The following is a 23,183-nucleotide window of genomic DNA, read 5'->3' on the forward strand; positions in this document are numbered from 1 at the left end:
GTGAAGATACACCGATATTATTACCTCCTATTCGTGGTTGATTTCTGTCTGTTGCCTTGGTCCAATTTAACCAATCTCATAACGCGCCGATATGTAAACGAAAATTGTTCCTTTTACGCAGATCCGCAAATAGCGATGCGATTGATTCGCATTATCTTGGGCATAAAATAGCAATTTAGAATATGAAACCGGCGATCCGATAAGTGTTATGCTTAAATTTTTTCTTACGTCCTACCCTTAGACAAAATACAATGCTGCTTATTCTGCAGGTGTTACGTTCGGCAGCCGGGTGAAGAAGCGCTGCCCAGAAGCCAAGTGCCGCATGCAAGGAGAGCGACCCCCGCCTTCAAAAGGCTCCAAGAGCCTGCTACCGCATTTGAGACCGCACTTCAAAGCGGAGTTTTCCATGACCGCGCAGTTGCCCTTGGATCCCGACAACCAGCCCATGGGCGCGACGGTCGTCCCCAACGGCAGTGGCGTGATCTTCCGCTGCTGGGCGCCACGGGCGGAGCGGGTGTGGGTGGTCGGCGACTTCAACGGCTGGATACCGGGCGACGCCAACCTTCTGAACGAGCGCAACGGCTTCTGGAGCGGCTTCTTCCCCGGCGTCAGGGCAGGAGCCCGCTACAAGTTCCGCGTCGATGGAACACTGCCGGAGGGGCCTCGCCTGAAACGGGATCCCTATGCCCGCGAACAGACCAAGGTGCCGCCACATCCCTGGAGCGACTGCGTCGTGGTCGATCCGGACAATTACCCGTGGCACGATGGCGGCTATCGACCTCCCTACTTCAACGACATGATCATCTACCAACTTCATGTCGGGACCTTCAATGGGCCAGATCGGGAGAATCGGGTCGCAAAGTTCCTGGACGTGCTCGGCAAGCTCGACTATCTGGTCGCGCTCGGCGTTAATGCGTTGCTCTTCCTGCCCGTCGTCGAGTTCATGAGCGAACGCAGCCAAGGCTACGAAGGCTCCGACATCTTCTCCCCAGAGCAGGACTACTGCGTCGATGAGGGAGAGGTTGAGAACTACCGCCCCCTCGTGAACGGTTTCCGGCAGCGCGTCGGCCTGCCACCGGTGGACGCGAAATTCCTCGCGAGCCAATCGAATCAGCTCAAGCTTCTGATCGAACTCTGCCACCTCCATGGTTTGGCCGTCCTTTGCGACGTCGTCTACAACCATGTCGGTGCTTCCGTCGGCGGGGCACAGGGCGTCGAAGGCATTTGGAACTTCGAGCAATGGGACATGAAGCACGACCACGACAGTTATCTCTTTTCGGACCAGGACCATAGCGGACCTTGCTGGGACATCGATTGGAAGGTGATGTGCCGCCAGTTCCTCATCGACAACGCTAATTTCTTTGTCCGTGAGTATCACGTGGACGGTTTCCGCTTCGACGAGGTCAGCGTCATCGTCGACATCAACCGGATGCACGGCTGGGAGTTCTGTCAGCAGATGACCAGCACCCTGAACTATGTGAAGCCGGGCGCCCTCAAGATCGCGGAATACTGGCGCCCCGGTCCCGACCCCTGGATCGTCGGCCAGGAGTACGGGCACGCGGGGTTCGATGCCTGCTACCACAATGGGCTTCGCGAGGCGATCCGCGACGCGCTGAAGGCCGCCTCCTGGGGAATGGGCAGCAGGGTGGACATGTCCCGCATCGCGCAAAACCTCTGGCCGCCGGGGTTCGAGCAGTCCTGGCGCTGCGTGCAGTACATCGAGGAACACGACACCGTCTATCACAACAATGGGGACCGCATTCCGACACTGGCCGCGCCGCAACAGACGCGGAGCTGGTGGGCCGTCAGCCGGTCCCGGGTCGCCAACGGCCTCCTCATGACGGCACCGGGGATCCCCTTGATCTTCATGGGGCAGGATTTCCTCGAGGACAAGCGCTGGGCCGACGACCCCAGGGCAAACCCTGGTCAGTTCATCTGGTGGAGCGGGCTCGACAGCGGACGCGACCGGGCGATGGTCAACTTCCATCGTTTCATGGAGCAGTTGATCTGGACGCGACGCAACCAGCCGGCGCTGCGGGAGGGGAAGCTCAATGTCCTCCATTGCCGGGACGATGGTCGCGTCATCGCCTTTCACCGATGGGTCGAGGGATATGGGCACGACGTGGTCGTGGTGGCGAGCCTCAACGACCAGACGTTCCAGTCCTATGAGCTGCCGTGGCCGTCGGGCGGGCACTGGCGCGAGATCCTCAACAGCGACGCCTACGACGACTATCAGGCGAGCGGGAATTACGGGGGGGTGAGCGGCTGGTGGGGCGGACGGGATGGCATGCCGGCCAGCGCCCGGATCGTGTTGCCCGCGAATTCGCTTCTGATCTTCGCACGCTGACGGGAGCGGAACGATGTCGGAAATCCTATTCTACAGGTTGATGTGGAGGATCCAGACGGAGGGTCGGCGACTTCCCCTGCCCTGGTGGGTGCAGCAATATTTCCGTTCCTGGACGGATGCCTATGACGGTGGATTGTTCGACACGCGCGAGATCTCTTTCGCCTCCAACGCGCTTTATCGATATTGGAACATCGTCGGGGTGAAGGATCGGCGGCAGGAATGCCTGATCGGCCAGTCCGGGGAAGTGGAGCCGGTCTACGACGAATATTCCCTGGGCTTCTTTCTCTTCGACCCGGCCACCCGGCAGGCCGACTACCCGCAGTATCCCGACTTCACCCGCAACCCGGCCGCGCTGACCCAGGGCTGGGAACGGGGATATCTGCCATGCCTCATCACCAGCTGGGACAGTGTGCTGGGATACCGGGTCGAACAGAAGGTCCTGGCCACGACGGCCGGGCCGGAGCAGAAGGACGCTGTGCTGGTGCGGTTCCGCGTTCAGGCGTCCCGCCCGTCGCCGGGACCTGTCTGGCTCGTGCTGACGGTGACGCCGGCCGGACCGACCGGTTTCCGCCGGGAGGACCGCGCCAGGCGCAGTGCTGCCGACCGGCGGCTCGTCTGGTTGCGCTATCGCCCCGGCGAGCGGCAGGTGGAGGTCAACCGCATCTGGGGACCGACCTTCGACAGCGATCCGCAGCGCTTCGGCCTCTACGGCAACGGCGGCGCGCCGGACCCCGCCTTCTATCTCCGGGTCAATCCGTACGAGGAGCTGCTGAGGCACGGCGCGCTGAACGGCTGGGACACGGCGACCGACATCGAGGGCGGCTATTGCCAGGGAGCCTTCGCCTGGAACGTGGCGCCTCCCGCATCCAACGGCGCCTTCACGCTGGACGTGCGCCTTCCGGTCGGGGATTTCAGGGGAGAGGGCGACCTGAAGGCGCTGAGGGCGGCGCCGGCCGACGAGCGGGAGGACGCCAACCGCGATTTCTGGACGGGCAAGCTGGACAGGAGCGGGCTGCAGGCCCGGTTGCCGGGACCTGTGGGGCATCTTTGGAGTCTCTATCGGATCTGCCGGGCGACGCTGCTGATTCTGTCAGACGACGGCGCAATCCACCCCGGCCCGACGATCTACGACTCGTTCTGGATCCGCGATTCCTCGGTGGAGGGCATCGCCTGCGCGCTGGCGGGCGACCTGGAGCTGCCGGAGACCCAGTTCGGACGGCATTATACCACCCGTGAGACATTCCATAACCAGGAGCCGGGCACCATCGGCCCCGCCCGTAAGCACGGGTTCTTTGGTGGCGAACACGAACAGACGGACCGGGAGTGGGACAGCAACGGCCAGGCGCTTTGGGCCTTCGGCCGCTTCGACCGCATCCGCGGCACCGGCTACGGCTTTGGCGCATCGATGCTCACCCCCTACGTGATGGAGGGAGCGCGCTGGATCCGCGACAATCGTTCCGCTTTCGGTCTGCTGCACGACGGCTGGAGCGCGGAGCATCTGGGCGACAAGGGCAAACCGCATTATTGGGATGATTTTTGGGCGCTGGCCGGTCTGTGGGAAGCCGCCCAACTCGCCCAGCGACTTCAGGCCCCGCACGCGGGTGAGCTATGGGACATTTACGACTCCGTGCGGATATCGACGGCTGACTCGATCCGCTGGGTGCTGGGCGAGCAGCGTCGGCAGGGATGTTGGCAGACCTTCATCCCGACCGGCCCGGCCGACGTGGGGCGGCTCGACTCCACGCTGATCGGCACGGTCGCGTACTTTCATCCCTGCCGCCTCTACATGGGCGCCAAGCTCGGCCCCGACATTGATCTCGCCGCGCGGCTGACGCTGGAAACGATCTGGGCGCACTTCATGGACGAGGGTGGATTCCGCCACGATTCCGCCTGGCGCGCCTACGGCCCGTACCTGACGCTGCAACTGGCCCACGCTTTCCTGCTGGTCGGCGACATCGCCCGGATGGACCAGTGCCTGTTCTGGTCCGTCGACCGTGCCGCCTATGCGAAGATTCGAGCCTTTCCCGGTGCGGCCTCCGGCTGGCAGGTGGTGCAAGGCGCGTGGAACGAACAGCATTGCTATCCGATTGCCAAGGATTTCGCCCGACCGGTGGATGACTGGTGGTACATGGGCGACATCCCGCACGGCTGGGCCGCGGCGGAGTTGATCACGCTGGTGCGCGACATCCTGTTCTTCGAGGCCGACGAGGATCGTAACCCCCATGTTTGGGTCGCTCCCGGACTTCCCCCGCATTGGCTGGCTGGCGACCAGACGGTGGCCGTTCACGACGCCCCGACCCTTTTCGGTACGGCCTTCGGATACACCCTGCACCACCACGCCGGCACGAAGACCATCGCCATCGACTTTGACCAGCCTCTGCCGGACCACATTCCCTACGTCTACCCCTGCCGGCTCGGCACCGTGCTGTCGACGCAAGCCGACGGCCGGCCACTCCCGATCTCCGGACCGGAGGTCTGGATCCCCGGAGGAACGCGGAATGCGAGCATAGCGTATGGATGACGGGGAAGCGGAAGCACCGACATGCGCGGTCTGGAGGAGCAAAGCTACAGCTATTGCGTCGTGTCGTCCACCGGCCGCGATTCGCCGGATGCGCGCTTGTCATCTCAGAAACAAGAATGCACATTTTTAAACCTATATAAAAAGGAAACAATGAAATATAAAATAAAACTTGGAACTTTCGGACAGCTCATGCAAAAATCAGGCGATTTACTAGATTAGTGCCGAAAAGTATTTTTGGTGGTTGACGACCCATGCGCTGCCGAATTAAGCTTTTTCATCATTTCTTCCGGCAACGGTTGCCGCAGGGACTTTCCCAGAGGGTGTCATGCACTTCGAGGACAATGTGCTTGTCCGACTGGGGGATCCCAGCCAAAGGGCGTCTCTGTTCGGCGACGAGGTCGGCGAGCGTCTGGCGCGCGCGACCTTCGGCATTGTGCCCAATCCGGGCGAGACCTTCCCCCTGAAGATCGACAATGTGGTGCTGGCCGTGCCGCTCGAGCTTGAAACGAGAATGGAGACCGTCGGCCATCTGGATTGGACGCAGGGGCGCTTGACGGGTGAAGCGGTGCTGAGAACCGGCTGGGCCGAAGCACCGGTCGCAGCGGCTCTCCTGGAGGGCACAGTGACCGTGACGATGGCCGGTTCACTCGGCCGCATATCAGAGGTGCGCACCGCCCCGATCCCGCTGCCGACGCTAGCCGAACTGGACGGTCCGGCCGGGCCGTTGGCCGACCCCGCCGCACGGGAACGTGCCAGACGCATCGCTCTCGGCCTCCGGCTGGTCGGCAACGGCACCGGCCTCAACGATGACGAGCTGTCGGATCTGATGGCCCGCTGGCTTGCCCAGCAGGGCTATTCGCAGATGGTCGAATTCATCGAAGCTGCCGGCCCACCGTCCGGTGCGGCTTTCGGCGTGACCCTGCAGTTCGACCTGCTCGACGCCGCTCCTCCAGTCGCCCGCGCCGTGCCGTTCAGAGCCGCCGCCCTCGTGCGCGAGGCGACGGACAGCGTGTCCTGGTTGCAGGCGGCGCTGGCAGAGATACGGCGGCTGAAGCGCGGCATGCTCCAGCAGCCACTGGCCACACCCCCGCTGGACGGCATCGCCCCGCGCGATCCGGTGCCCGTTTTCCTCTTCGTGCCGAAAACACTGTTCGAGGATGCCGGGTGGCCCGGCGCGTTGCCGGGCGCGTCCGCCGAGGATCGGGTCAAGCAGAGGATGGCGACTGCCGCCGGGTGGCTCGCCGGCGAGGGTGTCGTGCTCGTCTCAGTCTGAACACTCCATGCGGGTGGGGACGCAAAGGGAAGGAGAAGGCGTACATGGAAGTCGCTTATCCCTATGTGGACGTCACTGTCGACCTGAAGGGACTGACCCCGGTCGCTGTCCGCGAACCGGGGGTCGTCGCGGTTGTCGGCATGGCCAACGCCGGTCCGGACGAAACGCCCACCGTCGTCGACAGCATCAAGGGCGTGAAGGAAACGTTCGGCGACGGCGGCGACCTGTCGCCTTCCCTGCAGCTCGTCCTCGCGCAACGGCCGGCGGCTTCCCGGGTTTACGGCCTCAAGGTCAAGAACGACGATGAGGGCGGTTGGCGGTATGCCTTCTCCGTTCTCGAAGGCGTGAAGGATGTCACCTTCGTCGGAGCGGCGAACCGACCGATACGCCAACTCGCCGCCGGCACTCTCGACGTCGTGGCGCTTCTCAAGAAGCATTGCGAGGACGCCAGCAACGACGGCTCGGCCCGTATCGCCGTGAGCTACATCGATCCGGCCATCGGCCGGCCCGGAGGAAAGACTTACGCCGATGCGGTGGTCCCGCTGGCGGACAATTACAAAAGCGATCAGGGGCGCATGATCGTGTTCGCCGCGCGGGGCGCCACGGTCGACGGCGGCGCCAAGGCGGACGTCGCCGCAGCCGGAATGTCGCTGATCGCCGGGCTCAGGCCAGAGACATCAATCCTGCTGAAGCAGGTGCTGGGACTGAGGCTGGCCCCCAAGGAGCAGTTCTCATCGAAGGAAATCAAGGATCTTGCCGCCCAGCGCATCGTGCCGATCATCGATCCGCCCTTTATTCCCGGCGGCAGTCTGCATCTCGGCGAAGGCACCACACTGACCGACAACGACATATTGGCGTATGTCGATGTCGTGCGGCTGCTGGACGACATGACTTACAGTCTGAAGGCCAATCTCATCGGGCTGATCGGCGATGCCCGGATCACCCGGTCGGGGCTCTACGCGGTGCAGCGTACGCTGGAGGGTGTGCTCGACGGCTATGTTCTGCGCCAAGCGATCACAAGCTACCGCATCCTCATCGATCTTCTGCAGATCCTCGAGAAGCCGGAAGGCACTTGGACCCAGAACGAGCGCCAGCGCGTATCCGCCGCCCGCAACGCCCGGAACGTCGCCATCGAGGTTCTCGTGGTGATCGGGCCGGCGATCCACAAGATCGTTGTCGCCCTCAAGCCGACCTACGCAATGCCGGAGGCCACCGCCTAGGGTGCGGTCGGTTCGGACGGACACGTCTGAAGCGTGACTCGCACGGAAAATCAAATGCGCAGAGTCTGCCAGATGCTTCAACGAGCATCTGGCAGACTCTCAGGGAGAATTCGTGCCATGGATCTCGTCAATTGGAAGTCGCGCCTTGCCGTCAAGTACAAGGCGGAAGGCGGGCAGGAGAAGCTCATCTCCCCCATCGACAGTTTTCAGCCGTCCTTCGCGCTCAACGCCGAAGCCCTGCATTCCTGCGAATGCACCCACATAGGCGTTGTCTACAGCCCCTCGCAGGTGACGTTCTCGATTTCCGTCAAGGCGATGGGCACCGCCGCGGCGGAGCTGATGATGCTCGCCATAAAGGGAACGCCGTTCGACATCGTGCTGGTCGAGAATGATGGCGGATTCGACTGGGTGTTCAAGGAGGTCGCACTCAGCCACTGCGTCATCACCAGCACCTCGCCAAGCAACGCGACGATCGCCGGAGCCCCCGCCGCAACCTTCTCGGGCTTCTCCCTGATCGGTGCGGTCAGTTCGCGAGCCGGTTCCGCCAAGGTCGGCATGGTCGAAGGGTGACCCGGTCATGGCGGACGACCCTCTTTTCCTAGCCGGGGGCACGCCCCCGCAGCAGAACGAGCCGAAGCGCGTCGTGCGCACCGGCTTGGCCGTGGTGCATGAAGGCGAGACGGTCTATCCGGCGGAGGGTTCGGAAGCGGACATCGTCGCGTTCGAGGTCGGGGACCGGGCGGTGCTGGTCTATTACCCCGTCCATGTCGAAGTGCGCCTGGCCGAGTTCGACGCCCGACAGGTCTCCGACATGATCAAGGACGCCTTCGCCGAATTCACCGGCCACATCGACGGCATGGAGGTCACCTGACCATGGCGCCGACCGTCGTCGTCCCGATCCGTGTGGTGATCGACAGCGGCGTCCGGGACCGGGCGCCGGAACTGATCGGGGACGGCATGACAGCGGCGCTGGACGCCGCCTTGTCGCGGGCGGCCCGGGACATCTTCGCCGACGCGATGCCGGCGGTCGCGACGGGACCGACCTTCACCTGGACCGGCGATGGGCTGGCCATGCTCGACGAGCGCCACCGCAGCCGGGTCGAAGAGGCGATCGGGGATCTGATCACTCAGGCATCGCGGCGGGCCGGCATCGCCGCACCGGGCCGCAGGGGAGCTGCCGCCGGTCCGCGCGAACGGCCGTCCGAGCCCTACGACCCGGACCGGGATCTGGGCGATGCCTATCTGGTCGACAGCTACAACGGCGCGAAGACGCCTCGCGCGCGCCAAGTGCTGGGCAAGTCGGGCACGAAAGGCGGCGGGAGGCGGGCGGCTACACCACGGTCGGCCCAGCGAATCCCCCTCAGGAGATTTGCCACTCACGAGGAAGCATGCCGCGGGCTGCGCGTTCCGCTGCTCGCCGCCTTGCGGAAGGCCGGGCGTCCGATCCCCTTCCAGGGAATTTTCGGCCTGCTCACCGGCGGCGACCCAACCGACACGCTGGCCCTGTTCAACGGCACGGTGATGGAAGACGGCATCCGCGCGGATCATCTGTACAGCGACCGGTACGTGTTCACCGGGGTGGCGATCGGCAATGATTTACAGGCCGAGCCGCCGAAATTCTCCGGCCTTGTGGAGCCGGAAACCCAATCCTTTACGATCAGGAGGATCGGCGGCCCGTTCAGCACGATCAACGACGCCGCCAAATTCATCGCCAGCCAGCGGCCGGATAAGGAGAATGTCACCAAAGCTTACCTCGACCGCGTCGGCAAAGTCGTCTTCAGCGATTGCATCATTTACAAGCGCGAAGACGGCGCGCTGTTTCTTCTTCGCAGGAATATTGATACCGATCTCATCGTCGTCGCTTACCTGAGCGAGAACGTGCATCTTGCCGGGGAAGACAGGGACGAGGCCGGCGGTGGAGGGACGGGCGCGGAGCGGCCGAAAAAAACGCCGGTGGCCGGGGGGGCCTTGCCGCAGGCCAGTGCGAGCGAAGGCGAAGAGTGCCGGTGCCCTGTCACGCTCTTCGAGGCGGGCACCCATATCGAGGTGGCGACCGGAACCGGAAGGGGCGTGCGCGTCTCGCTGGAGCCCTTCCAGTGCGAGCCGGACGTCACGAGGCTGGGCGAATTCGGCGAGGCGCTGCGGACGACGATGCGCCGGATCGCTGCGTCGCTGGACATGCCCGATACGGACTACCGCTATGCGGCGAGCTTCGCGATGGGAGCGCTGGAGGTACTGATAGGCCGCAGCCTCCAGGCCAAGACTCTCGGGTGCGGCGAACCGGAGAAGGTGACGCCCGTCGGCGACGGAAACGGCGATCTTGGCGAAGCGAACATGACGGCGGGCCCTTCGCCGGCATTGCAAGCCCTGCGCACGCTTGCCGGGGCGGCGGAATTGCTCGACGACCTCATCGATCGGATCACCCGCACCTACATGAACAACCTGCGCCTCGACGGCGGTGGCAAGACCTGCGCGCTGGGGGCGCCCTGGGTGGGGCATTTCCTGAGCCGCGTCGTCGGACCGCAAGGGGACATGTTCCAGCGGCTGTTCGCCGACGCCTGCTCGGTCTGCCTTCTCCAGGCGCTTGAGGCCTCGAAGACGATGATCGGTGCGCTCCTGGCGGAGAGATTCGAGATCGAGTTCCAGAAGGTTTATCCGGCCATGCGCGGCCTCCTTGCGACCGCCGCCCGGCTGGAGGAGCTGCGCGCCCGCCTCATTGCCGCGGAAGGGCGCAAGATCGACGCCATTCTGCCTTCGGGTCCGTTTCCCAACATCGTTGACCAGATCGGGCGGACGGTGGACCGGGTGCCGCCGCCGCGGTCGCTCAATGAAGCCAGACATGCGGTCGAAGCCAAGCTGTCCACCGCCTACGGTGCATGGCGGGACGTCAAGGACCATCTCAACAGCCGGATACTCGACTGGGGTTCCGACATCGCCGCCCGCGCCAAGGTGGTCGGCACCGTCGAATATCTCCCGGACGGCAAGGTCGTGATACGCGACGAGGCGAACCACCTCTGGACGCGCGAAGAGCTGGAGAGCGCGATCGCGCTGCGAACCGGGATCGCGGCGCAGCTCAGTCCGCTCGTGAAGCACATGCGCAACCTGCGCGGCACCTATGCCGCCTTCACCTCCGGCGAGGAAAAGGCCCGCGCCTATTTCCGTTCCGTCTTGGAAAGCATGCAGTCGGGCAACAGCACGGCCATCAGGAAGGTCATGGACAAGGATGACTTCGCCGTCGAGGTCGGGCACATCGTCGAGCGCAAGGGCGGTGCCGGCTACGAACTTCAGGGCATCCACCGCGTCGCGTACCGTGCCCTGGAGCCGGGCTTCTCCAACAAGGCGTATCTCGACCAGGGCAGCCAGGGCAAGCTGCGCACCATCCAGGTGACCGCCGAGTTCCTGGTCGTCGTCGAGCTCGGCGTCACCATCACGCTCGGCATGATCTTCGCCCCGCTGGGGCTGGCCGCCGGCGCGGTATTCGCCGTCTCCCGGCTTCAGACCGCGCTGTCGCACGCGGCACTCGCGGAAGGGCTCGTCGACGCCGATGCCGTCATCAGCGCGGCCGAAGCGGAGCTGGAGCTGTTCTTCTCGATGATCGAGATCGCCCTGCTGATCGCGCCGGAACTGCCGCAAATGGCGCGCGCAGCCAGGGTCGTTGCCAGTGCCCGGGGCGAAATCAAGGCGCTCGTCGCAAAGGGAGGCGCCGGAGCCGCCGGCACGCTGGGGCGGGGAGCCACGCAGAGGGTGCTCGACCACCTCGCTGTCGAACTCGGCGACAGCATCGTGCCGAAGCTTCTGGTGCAGATCGGCATGGCGAAACTGCTGCCGGCCATCATGGACAAACTGTTCGAGCCTCTCGCCGCCGCAGCCCAGAAGGAGGCGATGCTGGAGGGCAGCTTCGAGACGGTCCTGGCCCAGATGATCGAGGCGAAGGGCACCGACGCGGTGGCCGCCCTGCTCAAGGAGATCGAGAACGAGGGCTTCGGTGAAACCCCGCCGCAAACCGGAGCGGCCGCGCCTGCTTCGCCCCCGGCCAAACCCCGCGAGCCCCCCGCCGAAAAGCCCGTTTCACCGGATAATTTCATCGAGGGTCTTGGGCATCCGACCTATGAAATCCGTCTGGACGAGCAGGGAGGCGGGTCGTGAGGATCGAGGTCCTGGATCAGCACATGGCTCCCATGGGGTCGGGAATTCGGACGGCCGTGGAAAGCTGCGTCCACGCGCAACAGGTCATCGCCTATCTCAGCCGGCCCGGCGGCCGCATGACCAACGCCATGGCGAAGCTCGCGGTCGAACTGATCGCGTTCAAGCTCGTGCGCAAGGGCATCGGCAAACTGAGTCTGGCCGGCGAAAAGGCGCTCAAGGAGGTGTTCGCGATCCAGAAGGAAATCCTTGAACTGCAGGACGGCATTCTCAAGACGGTCAGCGACAACAACAAGCAGCTCTCAGGCAAGATAGCCGACATGCTGCCGAAGCTGCAGGAAAAACACGCCAAGCTTGAACAGGTGTTGGCCAAACTCTACAAGGAGCCGGTCACCGACGATTTCGCCCACACCGGCGAGAAGGCGCTCACGCCCGTCCCGCCGGAGGAACGGTCGCCGGTCCGCCCGCGCGAGCTGGATTATGTCGATGAGCTCGGCCGGAAACGCAGTCGCGCCCAGCGCAGAGGCCTGACGCTGGTCGAGAAGCTCGGCGAATTGGTGAATGAATGCCCATGGTTCAAGACGGGCTCCGGCGGGAAGGCCGGTACGCTGACGGTCGGCGGCAAAACGTTCAAGGTGTTGCGGGCCCTCCGCTTCGAGGGCGCGGAAGGTGCCGTGTTCATCTTCGATCTTAGGGACACCAGCGTGGCCGGCGGCGTCCGCCGCGCCGTCCAGACCAGGATCGAAGGCAAGCTGAGCGTCCAGCTGGAATTCACGGTCCTCAAGGTGCCTTACGGAAGCAAGCCGATCGTCGGACATTTGCTCCACGCCAATCATGTGGTCTCGGACGTGCCCATGAACGCCTTCAGGGTCTTCGGCGAAGCCGGCGGCCTCGGCTACTCCTATGAGAAATGGTGGACGGTCTTGTTGAGCAACAGCAGGGCGGGCACCGCGCATCAGAGGGTCACCGCGAGACAGCAAACCCGCCTCCCCGACATGAGAAAATGGGCCGACGATGCGCAGAGGGCATTCAAGGCCGCGATCAAGTTCAACAAGGAGAGCGGCAAGCCGGGCGGGCCGGCGCTCTCGGATTTCAAACAGGATCTCAGGAAGTTCTCCTTCGCCAAGCTGCTTGAGGAGGCCGCCGGGGATCTCGACGCGGCCGGGGTGTCGCCGTCCGAAAGGCAAGCCGCGCTGGATGCCTTCCGCCAGCAGGCCCGGAACGAAATCCTTCCCCTACTCGAAAAGAAGCTGCACCCCGAGCATGTCAAGGCGATCGCGGAGGGGCTATGATGGCGGACGATCGCACAGCAAGGCTGACGGCAGCCCTCGACCGCCTCCGGAACCGGGGCGCGCTTCGGCAACCCGTGCCCACGCCCGACGACATCGCCGATGCCGAAGCGGACGCGGGCGGGCCCATGCCGGCCGCGCTCCGGCAGGTCTTCGGCCGTGCCGACGGCATCGATTTCGGCGACGTCGACATCGTCGATCTCGACACCTACGTCTCCTTCAACGAACTGCCCGACCGTTTCACGGAACTGCCGGAGGCGGTGATCTTCGGCTCGGACGGTGGCGACGGGGTCTATTTCCTCGATCCCGGAAACGCCCTCGGAGAAGGTCCGGAGACGGTGTACTTCGGATTGCTCGGAGCGCTGGCGGCCGATCTCAGCCGGCCGGTCGCACCGGATCTCGCGGAGTTCGTCGATCGCGCCGCGAGCCGCACGCTGCCCAAGGACGCGGCGAACCTTGAGCAGATCGCCATGGAGCGGCTGTTCTCCACCGTCGGCAAGCGACCGGAGCGCATCAATCTCCGCGCCCCGCTGGACTACCTGAGCCGCATCGACCCCGCCCTGGACGTGGTGTCGTACGGCCCCGGCCTGTCGGCATTCTACGAGCACTGCGACGGGCTCGCCATTCCCGCGGAGGATGTGGACGTGGTCGGCATGGAAGGGGTCACGGCCGTCGCGTCGACGCTGAATGCACAGGGCAGGCCCGGCGCACTCGACATCGGGCGCATCGGCAACCGGCGCCTGATCGTCACGACCGGTACCTGGCGCAACCTTCCTGGCGGCCGGCTGATGGTGGTCGGCGCGGGCGAGAATCCCGCGCAGGCCGCGCCGCTCGGCCGTTTCACCGACGTCCTGCGGGCCTGGATCGAAGGCGGAGGCACATCATGAGCCGCGTCAGCTTCCTGACCGACACCAACTCCGCGCCGGTCTTCATCACCGACGGCACGCCGCTCCTGTCCGTCCGGCTGTTCGCCGTCACGGCGGTGACCCAGAGCGCGTCCTACCAGCTGTCGCCGCTCGGCTCCTCGCTCGCCCGTGCGTTGGTCGACACCCATTCCGACCGCATCTCGCTGAGCGGCCTCCTGGTCGGCGAAAGCCGGCAGGCGGACAAGCTCAAGCTCGAAACCATGGCCGAAAGCGCCATGCGCGGCTCCCTGGCGGGTTTCCTGACCATGGGCCTGCTCGACGGGCTGATCGTCACCACTCCCCTGGCGATCCGGACCAACATGTTCATCGAATCGCTCAACTTCACGGTTTCCGCCGCCAAGATCGGCGTCATCGACGTCTCCATCACCTTCCAGCATGTGCCGCGCCCGGCAACGGCGCCGCTGTCCAAGGTGCTGGACATCGTCAACTGCGCGGTGCCGCTCAAAGGCGCCATAGAGAGCATGCCATGATCGATCCAGCCATCTATCTCGACGTCCTGCAGGACCGTGGCGGGATTGTCCGGCCCGATCCGATAGCCGGCCTCACGACCGTGCGCAGCGAGGGCTTCCAGAGCCTGCCGCTGAGGCTGGCACTCGATGCCACCTACGAAGTCGTCCTGATCGTACCGACAGGGACGGCCCGTCTGTGGACCGACGCCCCGGCCGACGCGCTGGTCACCTCGGCCGAGTTCGACCGTCAGCCGGTGGCCTCCAGCCAGGTGGAGCAGGTGCGGCTGGACCGCGGCGCCCGCCTTCTGGTCATGGGTGGCCGGCGTCTGCTCGGCGCGCTACCGCCGTCTCCGGGCAGCCGGCACCTCCTGCCGATGACCGGCGCAGCGGAATTGGAGATTGCCGTCCTCGACTACCGCATCGACACGGTGGCGATGCGCGGCGGGGTCAGCGCGGGAACCAGCCTGGCCATGGGCTGGCGACTCCTGGAGCCGGTGTCGTCGTACCATCCGCCGCCCGTCCCGAAACGTGTTCGCGACCAGCTGAGCGTGGAATTCTGGTTCCAGCAGATCTAGGACGATCGCCATGCAGTCTCCGGAATTTGCGGTCACGGCGGGATGGCGCCTCTCCATAAGGCGCAGGACGGTGCAACCGAACGGCGCCGCCAAGGACGAAGACCTCTTCGAGTTCACCAACGACAGCGTGAGAGCTGAAATCAAGACGACGCGCATGCGCGGTCTGGAGGGGGGAGCCACCGAAGTGCGTCTTTCGGGCCTGCGGCGCCCGACGATCGAGAAGCTGCTGCACGAGGCCGTCAACAAGGCGGCGGCCGGGAGCTTCCTCGTCGGCAGGCTGCACCTGTACTGGCACGGCCGGGTGCCGCTGCCGGGGGTGGGCGAGCTGGTGTCGGCGGTGGCCAGCCTCACCGGCGCCGATGCCGGAGACGACACGCTGGCGGTCACATTCGCCATCACCGAAATGACCCCCGACGTCGATCAGGTGCGCTACGCTCTTCGCCTGAAGGGGCCGGACGCCATGTACCATGCCCTGTCGATCACCCGCACGGCGGGCGACATCCGCGCTCCGGACGCGGAAGCGCTGGCGAAGGCGGTCGTGGCGGCGCTCGGCGTGGTGCCGGCTGGCGGCAGCTCGAAGACTCCGCTGGCCGCCGCCGTGAGCGCGGTCCTTCCCGGCGCCGGGCCGGCGGGGGCCGGCTCCGCCGCGGCGACACCGGCTGCCGACCAGCCGGCCGCGCGCAAGGATCTGAGAGGCACGGATGCCCTCGCCGGCATCGCGGGGAAGATCGCCGAGGCGATCGATTCCGCGCGCGACGCGCGGGCGCTCGGCGCTTACCTGCTGCGCGACGACAAGATCCTCATTGGCAAGGAAGTGCTGGCGGCCTTCGAGAGCGAGGCACGCGAACTGGCGGCGGGCAAATCGCTGATCTCCGCGTCCCCCAACCGGCTGGGCCAGGGATCGGCCACCGAAAATGGCGGCTTCGAACTCCTGTTGCGCGGGGAGGGTCGGGTCAAGCCCGGCGACGTCGTGATGTTCCCCAAACCGGTGCCTGAACAGGCTAGCCTGCCCGGAACGGGTCTGGCCGCTGCCGACGCCGTGCTCTCGGTGGCCGCGAATGTTGCCGCCGTCGTCGGCGGGTCGTCCGATAACCATTTTCTTCTGGTCGACAGCGTCCGGCACGAGATCTCGGCCAAGACGGGGTTTACGACAACGGTCGGCGGACAGATCCTCAAGGGCAAGGACAAGGCGGAGCTGCCCGCGTTCGACCCCCAACGGCGCAACGTCGCCAGTGACACCGGCGGGTCGGCCGAAGCGATCAGAAGCAAGATGGCCGCGCTGTCCGGCCGGGCCGGCCTCGACGTCGCCGAAGTCCGCTCCTTCGCACCCGCGTCCACGCCCGGCAAGCCCGGCCAGACCAGCGAGATCCTCTACGGCCTGGGCGACCGCGGCGGCCGCTCCAACACACTGCGCATTGTCGACGTCGACCGCAGGACCAACGCCCGCGTCGCCGGCGTGGCCTACGCCACCCCGTTCGCATGGGGAGGCTACGGAATGGTGCTGCCGCGGCATCCCGGAACCCGCGTCCTGATCGCCCAGCACGGTGCGAGCGCCGACGATGCCGTCGATCTCGGCGCCCTGTGGTGGTCGGGCGACGGCAACGACAAGCCGGGACCGCCCGACGCGCAGCCGGGCGACTATTGGCTGCACCTGCCCGTCGCCCCGAAGGTGAAGGACCAAGGCGGCGCGTCGGACGCCATCGTGCCCGCCGCGGACGGAAGCACCCACGACCTCATCGACACCGGCGGCAGCCGGGTCGTTCAGGTCGGCCAGCTTACGGTGCGGATCGGCGAGATCGTGCGCAGCAAGAACGCGGCGAAGCGGCCGAGCCCCGAAGCCGAGGGGCTGCTGATTGAAGTCGAGGGCACGCAGGGCAAGGCAAGCCTGGTGATCAAGCCGAACGGCGAAGTGGCCATCACCGGGAAGGGCTCGATCAGCCTGGAAAGCGACACCAGCATCGACCTTTCCGCACCGTCGATCACCCTGGCCGCTACCGGAGCAGGAGGCACGGTCGAACTGTCGGCTGGCGCGACCACGCTGACGGTCAAGAACGACAAGGTGGAGATCGAGTGAAGGAGGGCCATCATGGATGACGAGCGGAAGCTGCTCGAACGACGGGTCCTGGGTTTCGGGATCAGGACGGGCCGGATCGCCCCGGACGATCCGACCCAGGTCGATGTCGCGTTCGTCCAGGTGAACGGAAAGCGCATGCTTCCCATCGTAGAAGGCGCCGAAGCCCTTGCGCAGGATCTGGAGGCGGCCTTCGCAACGGGCCTCGGCACCGATCTCCTCAACCTCGGCTTCGGCTTCGACGGGCTGAAGACCATCGCCGAGGAGGAGAACCGCGCCATGCAGAGCGAGCGGATCCGCGCCTCCGCGGCGGCCGTGCTGGTGCGCGATGCCCGCGTCCGCACCGTGGTGGAGGTCACCGTCGCCGCCGGACCGCCGGCCCGGCCCGGACGACGGCCCATCCATGCGGTGGTCGAGTGCCTGTTCGAAACCGTCCTCGGTCAGCGCGAGCGAGTGACGTTCGGGAGAGACCTGGATGAGTGATGCCAACATCGTGATCGATGCGGCAAGGCTTGCCGAGTTGGAAAAGCTGGTGGCGCGTTCGGGCGACAGCGGGTTGTACGGCGTGACGGCGGACCGTGGCTTCGTGCCGAAACCCTACCAGCAACTCGTCGCCGAAGGGTTCGCGGCAGCCCGCGTCGTGTTCGGGAACGACATAGACCTCGCCACCGGGTCCGTGATGCGCAAACTGATCGAACTCCAGGCGCTCGGTCTTGCCGACCTGCACGCGGATCTTGCGCTCGCCATCGACGACTGTTTCCCCTCCACGGCGCGTGGCGCGGCCTTGACCAGCTTGGGAGAGGCGATGGGCCTGCCACGCCCGTTCATGCGCGCCACCGGCGCCGTCAAATTCACGCTCCTGCGGCCCGACTTGGTTGCGCAGCAGCCCGACGGGCTGATGGTCCCGCGTGGCACGCGGCTGACCACCGCCGGCGGTCACCACGTCATGACCATGGAAGCGGTCAGCCTCGGCCAGCCGCCCAAGGACAGCGCCACCGTCGCGGTGTCCGCCTTCCTGCCGGGGGAGAGTCATGATCTGCGCCCCGACCAGCCGGGGCAGAAGATCGTATCCTTCAACGCCCGGGACCAGTGGGTCGACGGGACGCTGCGCCCGCTGGCGCTCGCGGCCAATCCCCCGCTGACCGTCGAACAGGTGGTCCGGATCGACCATGATCAGCCGCTCACCGGCGGAACGAAGCGGTGGGGAGACGACCGGTATCGGCAGCTCCTGCTGAGGGTCCCGCGCTCGATCTGGACGACGGAGGCGATCCAGCTCGCCGTCGAGCTGGTGCCCGGCGTGAGCCGGGTCGTCGTGGTGGACCAGTTCGGCGGCCTCGATCTCAACCGACCGATCTACGGAAACTTCCTCTTCGGGGAGCAGACCTTCGGCCGCGAGCGCGACATCTTCACCCCTTACCCGTTGTCGATCTATGTCGCGGCCGAGGACGGCGCGATCTGGGATGGTCCGGACGGCCTGCGCGAGACCATACTCGCCGTCATCGAGGACATCCGCCCGATCGGCATCTTCGCGTCGGTGCGCGAAGCGCCGCGCGTGCCGGTCGCGGTGAAGGCACGCATTGTCGCCGCATCGGCCCCCGGCGCGGCTTTCAAGAACGTGCTGCTGGCCCGTATCGGCGCCTACATCCGCAGCCTGGGATTCGGCGAACCCGTCCGCGCCGCGCGGCTCGCTTGGCTGATCATGAGCGACCCCAATGTGGTGGACGTGCAGGACCTGAGGATCGTGGCCTCCCAGACCGCCGAGGCGGGCGCGTTCAGGGATCTGCCCGAGGGGGACAATCTCACGATCCCCGCCGGCAGCATCGCCACCTTCGTCGATGACGGCCGCTGGATCACGGTGACGAACTGAACGGTGCAAGCTGAACGGTGACACAGCCATGGACGGGACATTTCTCACTGACAGCGACCGTGCCGATGGCCTTGGCCGGGCACGCAAGCATCTCGCCGGCCCGCTCACCGGCGGACTTGAACTGGAGGACGTGGCGATCGCGGGCGCAAGCGAGGAGGCGCAGGGCAAGGTCGGCGACGTCCTGGACGCCTGCGGCCTGCATCTCGTCCTGGTGGGCGATCTGGGCGAAACCGCGATCTCGGTCACAGCCACGGTGTCGGGACAGGGTCGCACCATCGTACGAACAGTGGTGTTCGAGCCGTGGAGCGAGGCCGGAACGGCGCTGGCCGCCCTGTTTCCCGCCGATGGACGGCTGGACCCGCCCATCAAGGTGTCGATCAAGGGACCCTCGGGCATCAGGATCTCCGACCGGGTCCGGCTGCGTGTGGTCCGGGGTGTTTTCGCCCATCTCGTCTACCTGGGCCAGATTGAGGCGGCCCGGCTGCGCCGCACCATCCGCATGCTCGCGCGGGTGCGCCTGCTGGCCGGCGCGAGCGGTCCGCTGCTCGACCGTCACGGCGCGGACCTTGCCGTGCCGCGCCTCCAGGATCGCATCACCTTCGCCAACGGCGCCATGCAGGTCGAACCATACCGCGAGGATGATCAGTCCTACCGCCGCCGGCTGAAGCACTATCGTGAAATGGCGATGCCCACCACGAAGACGTTGATGGCAGCCATGGTGGAGAGCGGGCTGGTGGCGGCCGACGGCAAACCGGCGGTCGGGATCCTGGAGCGCGACAATCCCTTCGAAACCGCCATCCTCCTCGTCTCCACCGCCGCGACCAAGGCCCAGGCGACGACGCAGCGCACGGACTTCCTGGCCCGGATCCGCGACAATATTTTGATCGACCCGGGGGCTGCAGCGCTGCCTCCGCGTGTTCGCGACACGGCATCCGCCGAACATGAGACGGCGTTGCACGCCGACCTCAGGGCCATCCTCGGCAACCCTGCTGCCAGCACGCCTCTTGCTCCGACGCTGGCCGAGGCTCTTTTGCGCCTGTGCGCGGTGGCAAAGGCGCTGGGACTGGCGGCGCCGGTCACGGTACTTCAGGGACAGCGGGACGACGGTGGTGACCGGTACGAACTCGGGCTCGGCGCAGAGGTCAGGTTCGGTCCGGCCGCGGAGGCCCAACTGAAGGCCGCCATCGCCGCTCCGCCCGCCGGATTGGACGCGGCCATGACCAGGATGATCACGGAGGCGGCGGACCGCGTCGCCCGCGGCGATACGGCGATCGGTGCCTTGGCGAGGGCTTCGGGGTTCGAGACCGTCCTGCTCGCCGCGGCCGACACCCTGTACCTGTCCCCCCTGCGTCTCGGCGGAACGGAAATCCAGGGATCCGCCGACAGGGCCAGCGGCACGCTGGCCGATTTCAAGTTGAGCGACCGGATCGATCCCCAGGGCACGCGCTGGCGCGACGCGCTGGTCGCCGCCGCGGGGGCTGCTGCGGTTCCAGGTGCTGCGATCGACGGCGCCGCGGTGAAGGGCGCCGTCCAGGCCGGTCTGGCGGACCCGGCCGGCGGGTTCGCCGATTACCTGCGCGGCGGGACTCTCACGCCTTCGTCGACGGCTGCCCTGAGTACCGCGATCATGGCCGCCGATCCGGTCGGCCTCGTCGGCTTCCAGCTCGACGATCCGTCGAGCGCCGACCTCAAGCAGGGCAACGCCGCCGCCCTCACGCGATTGTCGGCCATGATTTCGGAACTGGCATCCAAGGCGGTGCCGGGCCTCGTCGTCGCGGTGCTGGCCGCCGGACCGGTGCTTCTGATTACGGGTCCCCGAGGCGTGCCGCCGCTGGGCGCCAATCTCACCGGACGAGCGGCCGTCCAGACACGTTGGTACTGGGTCCCCCTGAAGGGCCCGCAAGCGGACAGGCCAGCGAGGTTTGCCGGTGTCGGCCCGTCGCCGCGGAGCGTCGATCCGCCCGACGGACTCTATGCCCTGATCGCCGTGACCTATCGGCGCGAGTTTGGCGCAGATCCCTTCGAGGTGCGGATCGAGCCGCGCGATGGTGTCCGGCTCGACTTCGGTGCCTATGAAGAGCTGATGAACCTGCTGCTGCGGTTCCGGCCGGCCGGCATCGAGTTCAACACGTGGTTCCTGCGCAAGGGAGCGGTCCGGTTCGATCCGGCTCGTCCTGACGAGCCGCCCAGCGTGAAGCACGAGCGCAGCTACCGCCATTACCGGCTGCCCCGCTTTGCCGGATGGAAACCGTCGGACACGACCGATTGACCGGAGGGAAGGATCATGGCGGACCAGGTCTTGAAGACGCTGACCCAACGCGAGTTGGCCGTGGAGGCTCTGCGCGACGATCTGAAACGTATGTACCGAACCGACCTTGAGGACTATTTCGATACCATCCGGTTCATCGGCGACTATTTGCAGGACAACTTCGCCTTCACGCAGCCGGTCGCGGCCGAAGCCGCAGCCTGCGTCGCGTCCGCCAATCCGACCAAGCAGTTCCCGACCGTTTGGCAGGACGGCGAGACGGTGGTGAGCGCCGAAGGCGAGGATGGCATGAACAACCGCTTCGCCACGATCCTGAAGGACGTGAACGATGTCTCGGCGGACGTGACGAAGGTGTTCGAATGCCTGGGAGCGCTGCGCGAGCAGGTCGCGCGCGCCCTTCTCGAGGTCGGGGCGGAGCTAAACACGTTGCATCGGCGGCTCAACGAGCGGCCGCGGCCGTCCCTGCCGTTCCCCCGTCCAGAATTTCCGGGGCCGCTGGAGCGTCTGCCTCCTCTCGGGCCGGTGACCCCAACCGGGCCGCGGCCGGACTGGCTGGAGATCGGACCGCGGGTGAAGGAACTGTTCGACAAGGGGCTGCTGCCGGCCTGGAGCCCGGTGATCGGCGGTGCCGGTGTCGACGAGCCGATCTGGCGACCCGGCACCGATCCGAACACCGGATTCCTGCGCGGCATCCCGGTGCGCCGGGTGGATGTGACGACGTTCAACGGCAGGGACATGGAGGTATGGCATTCCCCCGTCGGGATGATCATGAGGCCCATGGAGACGGGGGTGACCGCGGAACGCCCGGTCTTGGTCGTTCCGCTGGTCGAGGAGGTCGGCACGTTCCAGAAGCTGATGATGGACGCGGAGCCTGAAATCGGGCAGGCAATACATGCTGCCGGCGGGCAGTTGTCGCGCCAGGACTTCGTAAACAAGTTCGGCGGGCGCTCGTTGCCGAACGGACGAACCGTCGCGGATTTCTTCACCGGCGTTCCGGACGACGCCAAGTTCGATTCGGTCAATGCCATCGTGGACGCTGCAGCTGCCAATGTCGTCCGTGCCCTCAACACGACGGGATTCTCCGACGCAACCGTGGCCGGCACGGTCGGGCTCATCCCCGGGCAGGAGGTCGGCGACCTGAAAACCGACAACGCCAAGTTCATGCCGGAGAAGGCGCGCGAAGCCTTGAAGGCGGCAGGGATCGGCACCATCGCCGACCTGGCGAAGGCAACCCCTGCCAGAGTTTCAGAGGTGCTGCACAATGCGGGCGTCGACGCGTCGACGGACGACGCGGCCCGGTGGACCGGCGTGTCGCGCGTCGTCATGAAGGCCGGTGCGGTGCGATGACGAAAAGCGTGGTATGCGCGGGGGAGGTCCATCCCGAACCAGCTGCGGACTTTGTTCCCAAGCTTCCATTGGAAGAGACCGCGCTGTCGAAGCTGGTGGTCGAGGGCAAGCCGGTTCTGGCCGCTGCCTCGACCACCTTCACCAATTCGAAAGCCGGCGTAACCGAGCCGGTCATGTGGAACACGGGATCGACCAAGCTCACCGTCAGCGACAAGGGGGTTCTGCTCAGCGGGGCGAATGCGGTACCTCCCGCCAACCGCCTCGTCGCTTCAACGCCCCACAAGCTCCTTGCCCTGTGATGGCGTTAGACCGGATTGGCACCGTCAAGTTCGATCTGGCAAGGTTGATCTTGTCGGGTTCCGGCAGCTTTCGCGCCAGCTTGATCGAAACGGCGGGATGAACGTAGGGGGTCACCTCTCTGCATGAGGTGACCGATGCACTGCCCGCACTGCTCGTCGACCGCAACCGCCCAACGTCCGGACCGGCGTCGTCACGGGATCGGTGGCGGCGTGCAGATTCCGACTGAAAGCGGCCACGGTTTCCGACGCCAAAGCGGCCAGTGTTCCGATCGCAAGCCGGCCGGCATTCCGATTTGATAGCGGCCACCATTCCGACATGAAGCCGGCCACCCTTCCGCTGTGAAGGCGGCCGGCACCATCGTCGGCATGATGATGGCGTCTTCCCTGCGAGGAGAGCTTCCATCAAGCACCGCCTCCTGATCCAACCGTAAGAGCTTGTTGGTGGCAGTCACGTCCCGGCTGGCGCTGAGCGGGATGCTACTTTAAGCTGAGTAGGAGTGGTGCGGCGGGGCGCGGTCTGGTAGGTCTGCGGCCCTCGTTCTGACTGCCTGGATCCGCACTCTATGGGCACTGCCGTTCGTCCCGCAAGC

18 protein-coding genes are annotated in these 23,183 nt (G+C 65.8%); all 18 read left to right on the forward strand.

The window, feature by feature from the left end; genetic code table 11:
• Nucleotides 1–406 precede the first annotated feature (406 nt).
• The 18 genes from VD964_RS27225 (at nucleotide 407) to VD964_RS27310 (ending at nucleotide 22,593) form a co-directional block, all read left to right on the forward strand.
• Nucleotides 407–2,347: an alpha-amylase family glycosyl hydrolase gene (locus tag VD964_RS27225; RefSeq protein WP_324871584.1), complete on the forward strand. Its 1,941-nt coding sequence runs from the start codon at nucleotides 407–409 to the stop codon at nucleotides 2,345–2,347.
• Nucleotides 2,348–2,360: 13 nt separating this feature from the next.
• Nucleotides 2,361–4,868 carry a hypothetical protein gene (locus tag VD964_RS27230; protein WP_324871585.1) on the forward strand — a complete coding sequence of 836 codons (2,508 nt, stop codon included), beginning with the start codon at nucleotides 2,361–2,363 and terminating at the stop codon, nucleotides 4,866–4,868.
• A gap of 21 nt (nucleotides 4,869–4,889) precedes the next feature.
• The gene (locus VD964_RS27235) at nucleotides 4,890–5,087 is read left to right on the forward strand and encodes a hypothetical protein (RefSeq protein ID WP_324871586.1); all 198 of its coding nucleotides are present in this window, start codon (nucleotides 4,890–4,892) and stop codon (nucleotides 5,085–5,087) included.
• A gap of 106 nt (nucleotides 5,088–5,193) precedes the next feature.
• Entirely contained in the window at nucleotides 5,194–6,141 is a 948-nt protein-coding gene (locus VD964_RS27240) for a hypothetical protein (RefSeq protein ID WP_324871587.1), read from the forward strand.
• 44 nt (nucleotides 6,142–6,185) lie between these two features.
• Nucleotides 6,186–7,361 carry a hypothetical protein gene (locus tag VD964_RS27245; protein ID WP_324871588.1) on the forward strand — a complete coding sequence of 392 codons (1,176 nt, stop codon included), beginning with the start codon at nucleotides 6,186–6,188 and terminating at the stop codon, nucleotides 7,359–7,361.
• Between the two features lie 117 nt (nucleotides 7,362–7,478).
• Nucleotides 7,479–7,931: a hypothetical protein gene (locus VD964_RS27250; RefSeq protein WP_324871589.1), complete on the forward strand. Its 453-nt coding sequence runs from the start codon at nucleotides 7,479–7,481 to the stop codon at nucleotides 7,929–7,931.
• A 7-nt stretch (nucleotides 7,932–7,938) separates the two neighbouring features.
• Nucleotides 7,939–8,232: a hypothetical protein gene (locus VD964_RS27255; protein WP_324871590.1), complete on the forward strand. Its 294-nt coding sequence runs from the start codon at nucleotides 7,939–7,941 to the stop codon at nucleotides 8,230–8,232.
• Nucleotides 8,233–8,234: 2 nt separating this feature from the next.
• Nucleotides 8,235–11,507 (forward strand): hypothetical protein, encoded by a 3,273-nt coding sequence (locus VD964_RS27260; protein WP_324871591.1) that lies wholly within the window; start codon nucleotides 8,235–8,237, stop codon nucleotides 11,505–11,507.
• Nucleotides 11,504–12,796, forward strand: a complete 1,293-nt coding sequence (locus tag VD964_RS27265) for a hypothetical protein (RefSeq protein ID WP_324871592.1) — start codon at nucleotides 11,504–11,506, stop codon at nucleotides 12,794–12,796. Before VD964_RS27260 ends, VD964_RS27265 begins: the two co-directional genes overlap by 4 nt.
• Nucleotides 12,793–13,680: an SMI1/KNR4 family protein gene (locus VD964_RS27270; protein WP_324871593.1), complete on the forward strand. Its 888-nt coding sequence runs from the start codon at nucleotides 12,793–12,795 to the stop codon at nucleotides 13,678–13,680. Before VD964_RS27265 ends, VD964_RS27270 begins: the two co-directional genes overlap by 4 nt.
• Nucleotides 13,677–14,189 carry a hypothetical protein gene (locus VD964_RS27275; RefSeq protein ID WP_324871594.1) on the forward strand — a complete coding sequence of 171 codons (513 nt, stop codon included), beginning with the start codon at nucleotides 13,677–13,679 and terminating at the stop codon, nucleotides 14,187–14,189. Before VD964_RS27270 ends, VD964_RS27275 begins: the two co-directional genes overlap by 4 nt.
• The gene (locus VD964_RS27280) at nucleotides 14,186–14,743 is read left to right on the forward strand and encodes a hypothetical protein (RefSeq protein WP_324871595.1); all 558 of its coding nucleotides are present in this window, start codon (nucleotides 14,186–14,188) and stop codon (nucleotides 14,741–14,743) included. The genes VD964_RS27275 and VD964_RS27280 overlap by 4 nt, the downstream gene beginning before the upstream one ends.
• A 10-nt stretch (nucleotides 14,744–14,753) precedes the next feature.
• The gene (locus tag VD964_RS27285; RefSeq protein WP_324871596.1) at nucleotides 14,754–16,817 is read left to right on the forward strand and encodes a hypothetical protein; all 2,064 of its coding nucleotides are present in this window, start codon (nucleotides 14,754–14,756) and stop codon (nucleotides 16,815–16,817) included.
• Between the two features lie 12 nt (nucleotides 16,818–16,829).
• The gene (locus VD964_RS27290; RefSeq protein ID WP_324871597.1) at nucleotides 16,830–17,297 is read left to right on the forward strand and encodes a hypothetical protein; all 468 of its coding nucleotides are present in this window, start codon (nucleotides 16,830–16,832) and stop codon (nucleotides 17,295–17,297) included.
• A complete protein-coding gene (locus VD964_RS27295) occupies nucleotides 17,290–18,681 on the forward strand; it encodes a hypothetical protein (RefSeq protein WP_324871599.1) in 1,392 nt (463 codons plus the stop codon). Before VD964_RS27290 ends, VD964_RS27295 begins: the two co-directional genes overlap by 8 nt.
• A gap of 28 nt (nucleotides 18,682–18,709) precedes the next feature.
• A complete protein-coding gene (locus VD964_RS27300) occupies nucleotides 18,710–20,950 on the forward strand; it encodes a hypothetical protein (RefSeq protein ID WP_324871600.1) in 2,241 nt (746 codons plus the stop codon).
• 15 nt (nucleotides 20,951–20,965) lie between these two features.
• Entirely contained in the window at nucleotides 20,966–22,294 is a 1,329-nt protein-coding gene (locus tag VD964_RS27305) for a hypothetical protein (RefSeq protein WP_324871601.1), read from the forward strand.
• Complete coding sequence (locus tag VD964_RS27310) at nucleotides 22,291–22,593, forward strand: hypothetical protein (RefSeq protein WP_324871602.1); 303 nt, start codon at nucleotides 22,291–22,293, stop codon at nucleotides 22,591–22,593. The genes VD964_RS27305 and VD964_RS27310 overlap by 4 nt, the downstream gene beginning before the upstream one ends.
• Nucleotides 22,594–23,183 lie beyond the last annotated feature (590 nt).

It is taken from the genome of Azospirillum sp. (assembly GCF_035628975.1).
Classification (GTDB): Bacteria; Pseudomonadota; Alphaproteobacteria; order Azospirillales; family Azospirillaceae; genus Azospirillum.

What these genes read in the sequence shown, in the direction of transcription:
- VD964_RS27225 (WP_324871584.1), top strand. Translation starts at nt 407, where the DNA reads ATGACCGCGCAGTTGCCCTTGGATCCCGACAACCAGCCCATGGGCGCG.
- VD964_RS27230 (WP_324871585.1), top strand. Translation starts at nt 2,361, where the DNA reads ATGTCGGAAATCCTATTCTACAGGTTGATGTGGAGGATCCAGACGGAG.
- VD964_RS27235 (WP_324871586.1), top strand. Translation starts at nt 4,890, where the DNA reads ATGCGCGGTCTGGAGGAGCAAAGCTACAGCTATTGCGTCGTGTCGTCC.
- VD964_RS27240 (WP_324871587.1), top strand. Translation starts at nt 5,194, where the DNA reads ATGCACTTCGAGGACAATGTGCTTGTCCGACTGGGGGATCCCAGCCAA.
- VD964_RS27245 (WP_324871588.1), top strand. Translation starts at nt 6,186, where the DNA reads ATGGAAGTCGCTTATCCCTATGTGGACGTCACTGTCGACCTGAAGGGA.
- VD964_RS27250 (WP_324871589.1), top strand. Translation starts at nt 7,479, where the DNA reads ATGGATCTCGTCAATTGGAAGTCGCGCCTTGCCGTCAAGTACAAGGCG.
- VD964_RS27255 (WP_324871590.1), top strand. Translation starts at nt 7,939, where the DNA reads ATGGCGGACGACCCTCTTTTCCTAGCCGGGGGCACGCCCCCGCAGCAG.
- VD964_RS27260 (WP_324871591.1), top strand. Translation starts at nt 8,235, where the DNA reads ATGGCGCCGACCGTCGTCGTCCCGATCCGTGTGGTGATCGACAGCGGC.
- VD964_RS27270 (WP_324871593.1), top strand. Translation starts at nt 12,793, where the DNA reads ATGATGGCGGACGATCGCACAGCAAGGCTGACGGCAGCCCTCGACCGC.
- VD964_RS27275 (WP_324871594.1), top strand. Translation starts at nt 13,677, where the DNA reads ATGAGCCGCGTCAGCTTCCTGACCGACACCAACTCCGCGCCGGTCTTC.
- VD964_RS27280 (WP_324871595.1), top strand. Translation starts at nt 14,186, where the DNA reads ATGATCGATCCAGCCATCTATCTCGACGTCCTGCAGGACCGTGGCGGG.
- VD964_RS27285 (WP_324871596.1), top strand. Translation starts at nt 14,754, where the DNA reads ATGCAGTCTCCGGAATTTGCGGTCACGGCGGGATGGCGCCTCTCCATA.
- VD964_RS27290 (WP_324871597.1), top strand. Translation starts at nt 16,830, where the DNA reads ATGGATGACGAGCGGAAGCTGCTCGAACGACGGGTCCTGGGTTTCGGG.
- VD964_RS27295 (WP_324871599.1), top strand. Translation starts at nt 17,290, where the DNA reads ATGAGTGATGCCAACATCGTGATCGATGCGGCAAGGCTTGCCGAGTTG.
- VD964_RS27300 (WP_324871600.1), top strand. Translation starts at nt 18,710, where the DNA reads ATGGACGGGACATTTCTCACTGACAGCGACCGTGCCGATGGCCTTGGC.
- VD964_RS27305 (WP_324871601.1), top strand. Translation starts at nt 20,966, where the DNA reads ATGGCGGACCAGGTCTTGAAGACGCTGACCCAACGCGAGTTGGCCGTG.
- VD964_RS27310 (WP_324871602.1), top strand. Translation starts at nt 22,291, where the DNA reads ATGACGAAAAGCGTGGTATGCGCGGGGGAGGTCCATCCCGAACCAGCT.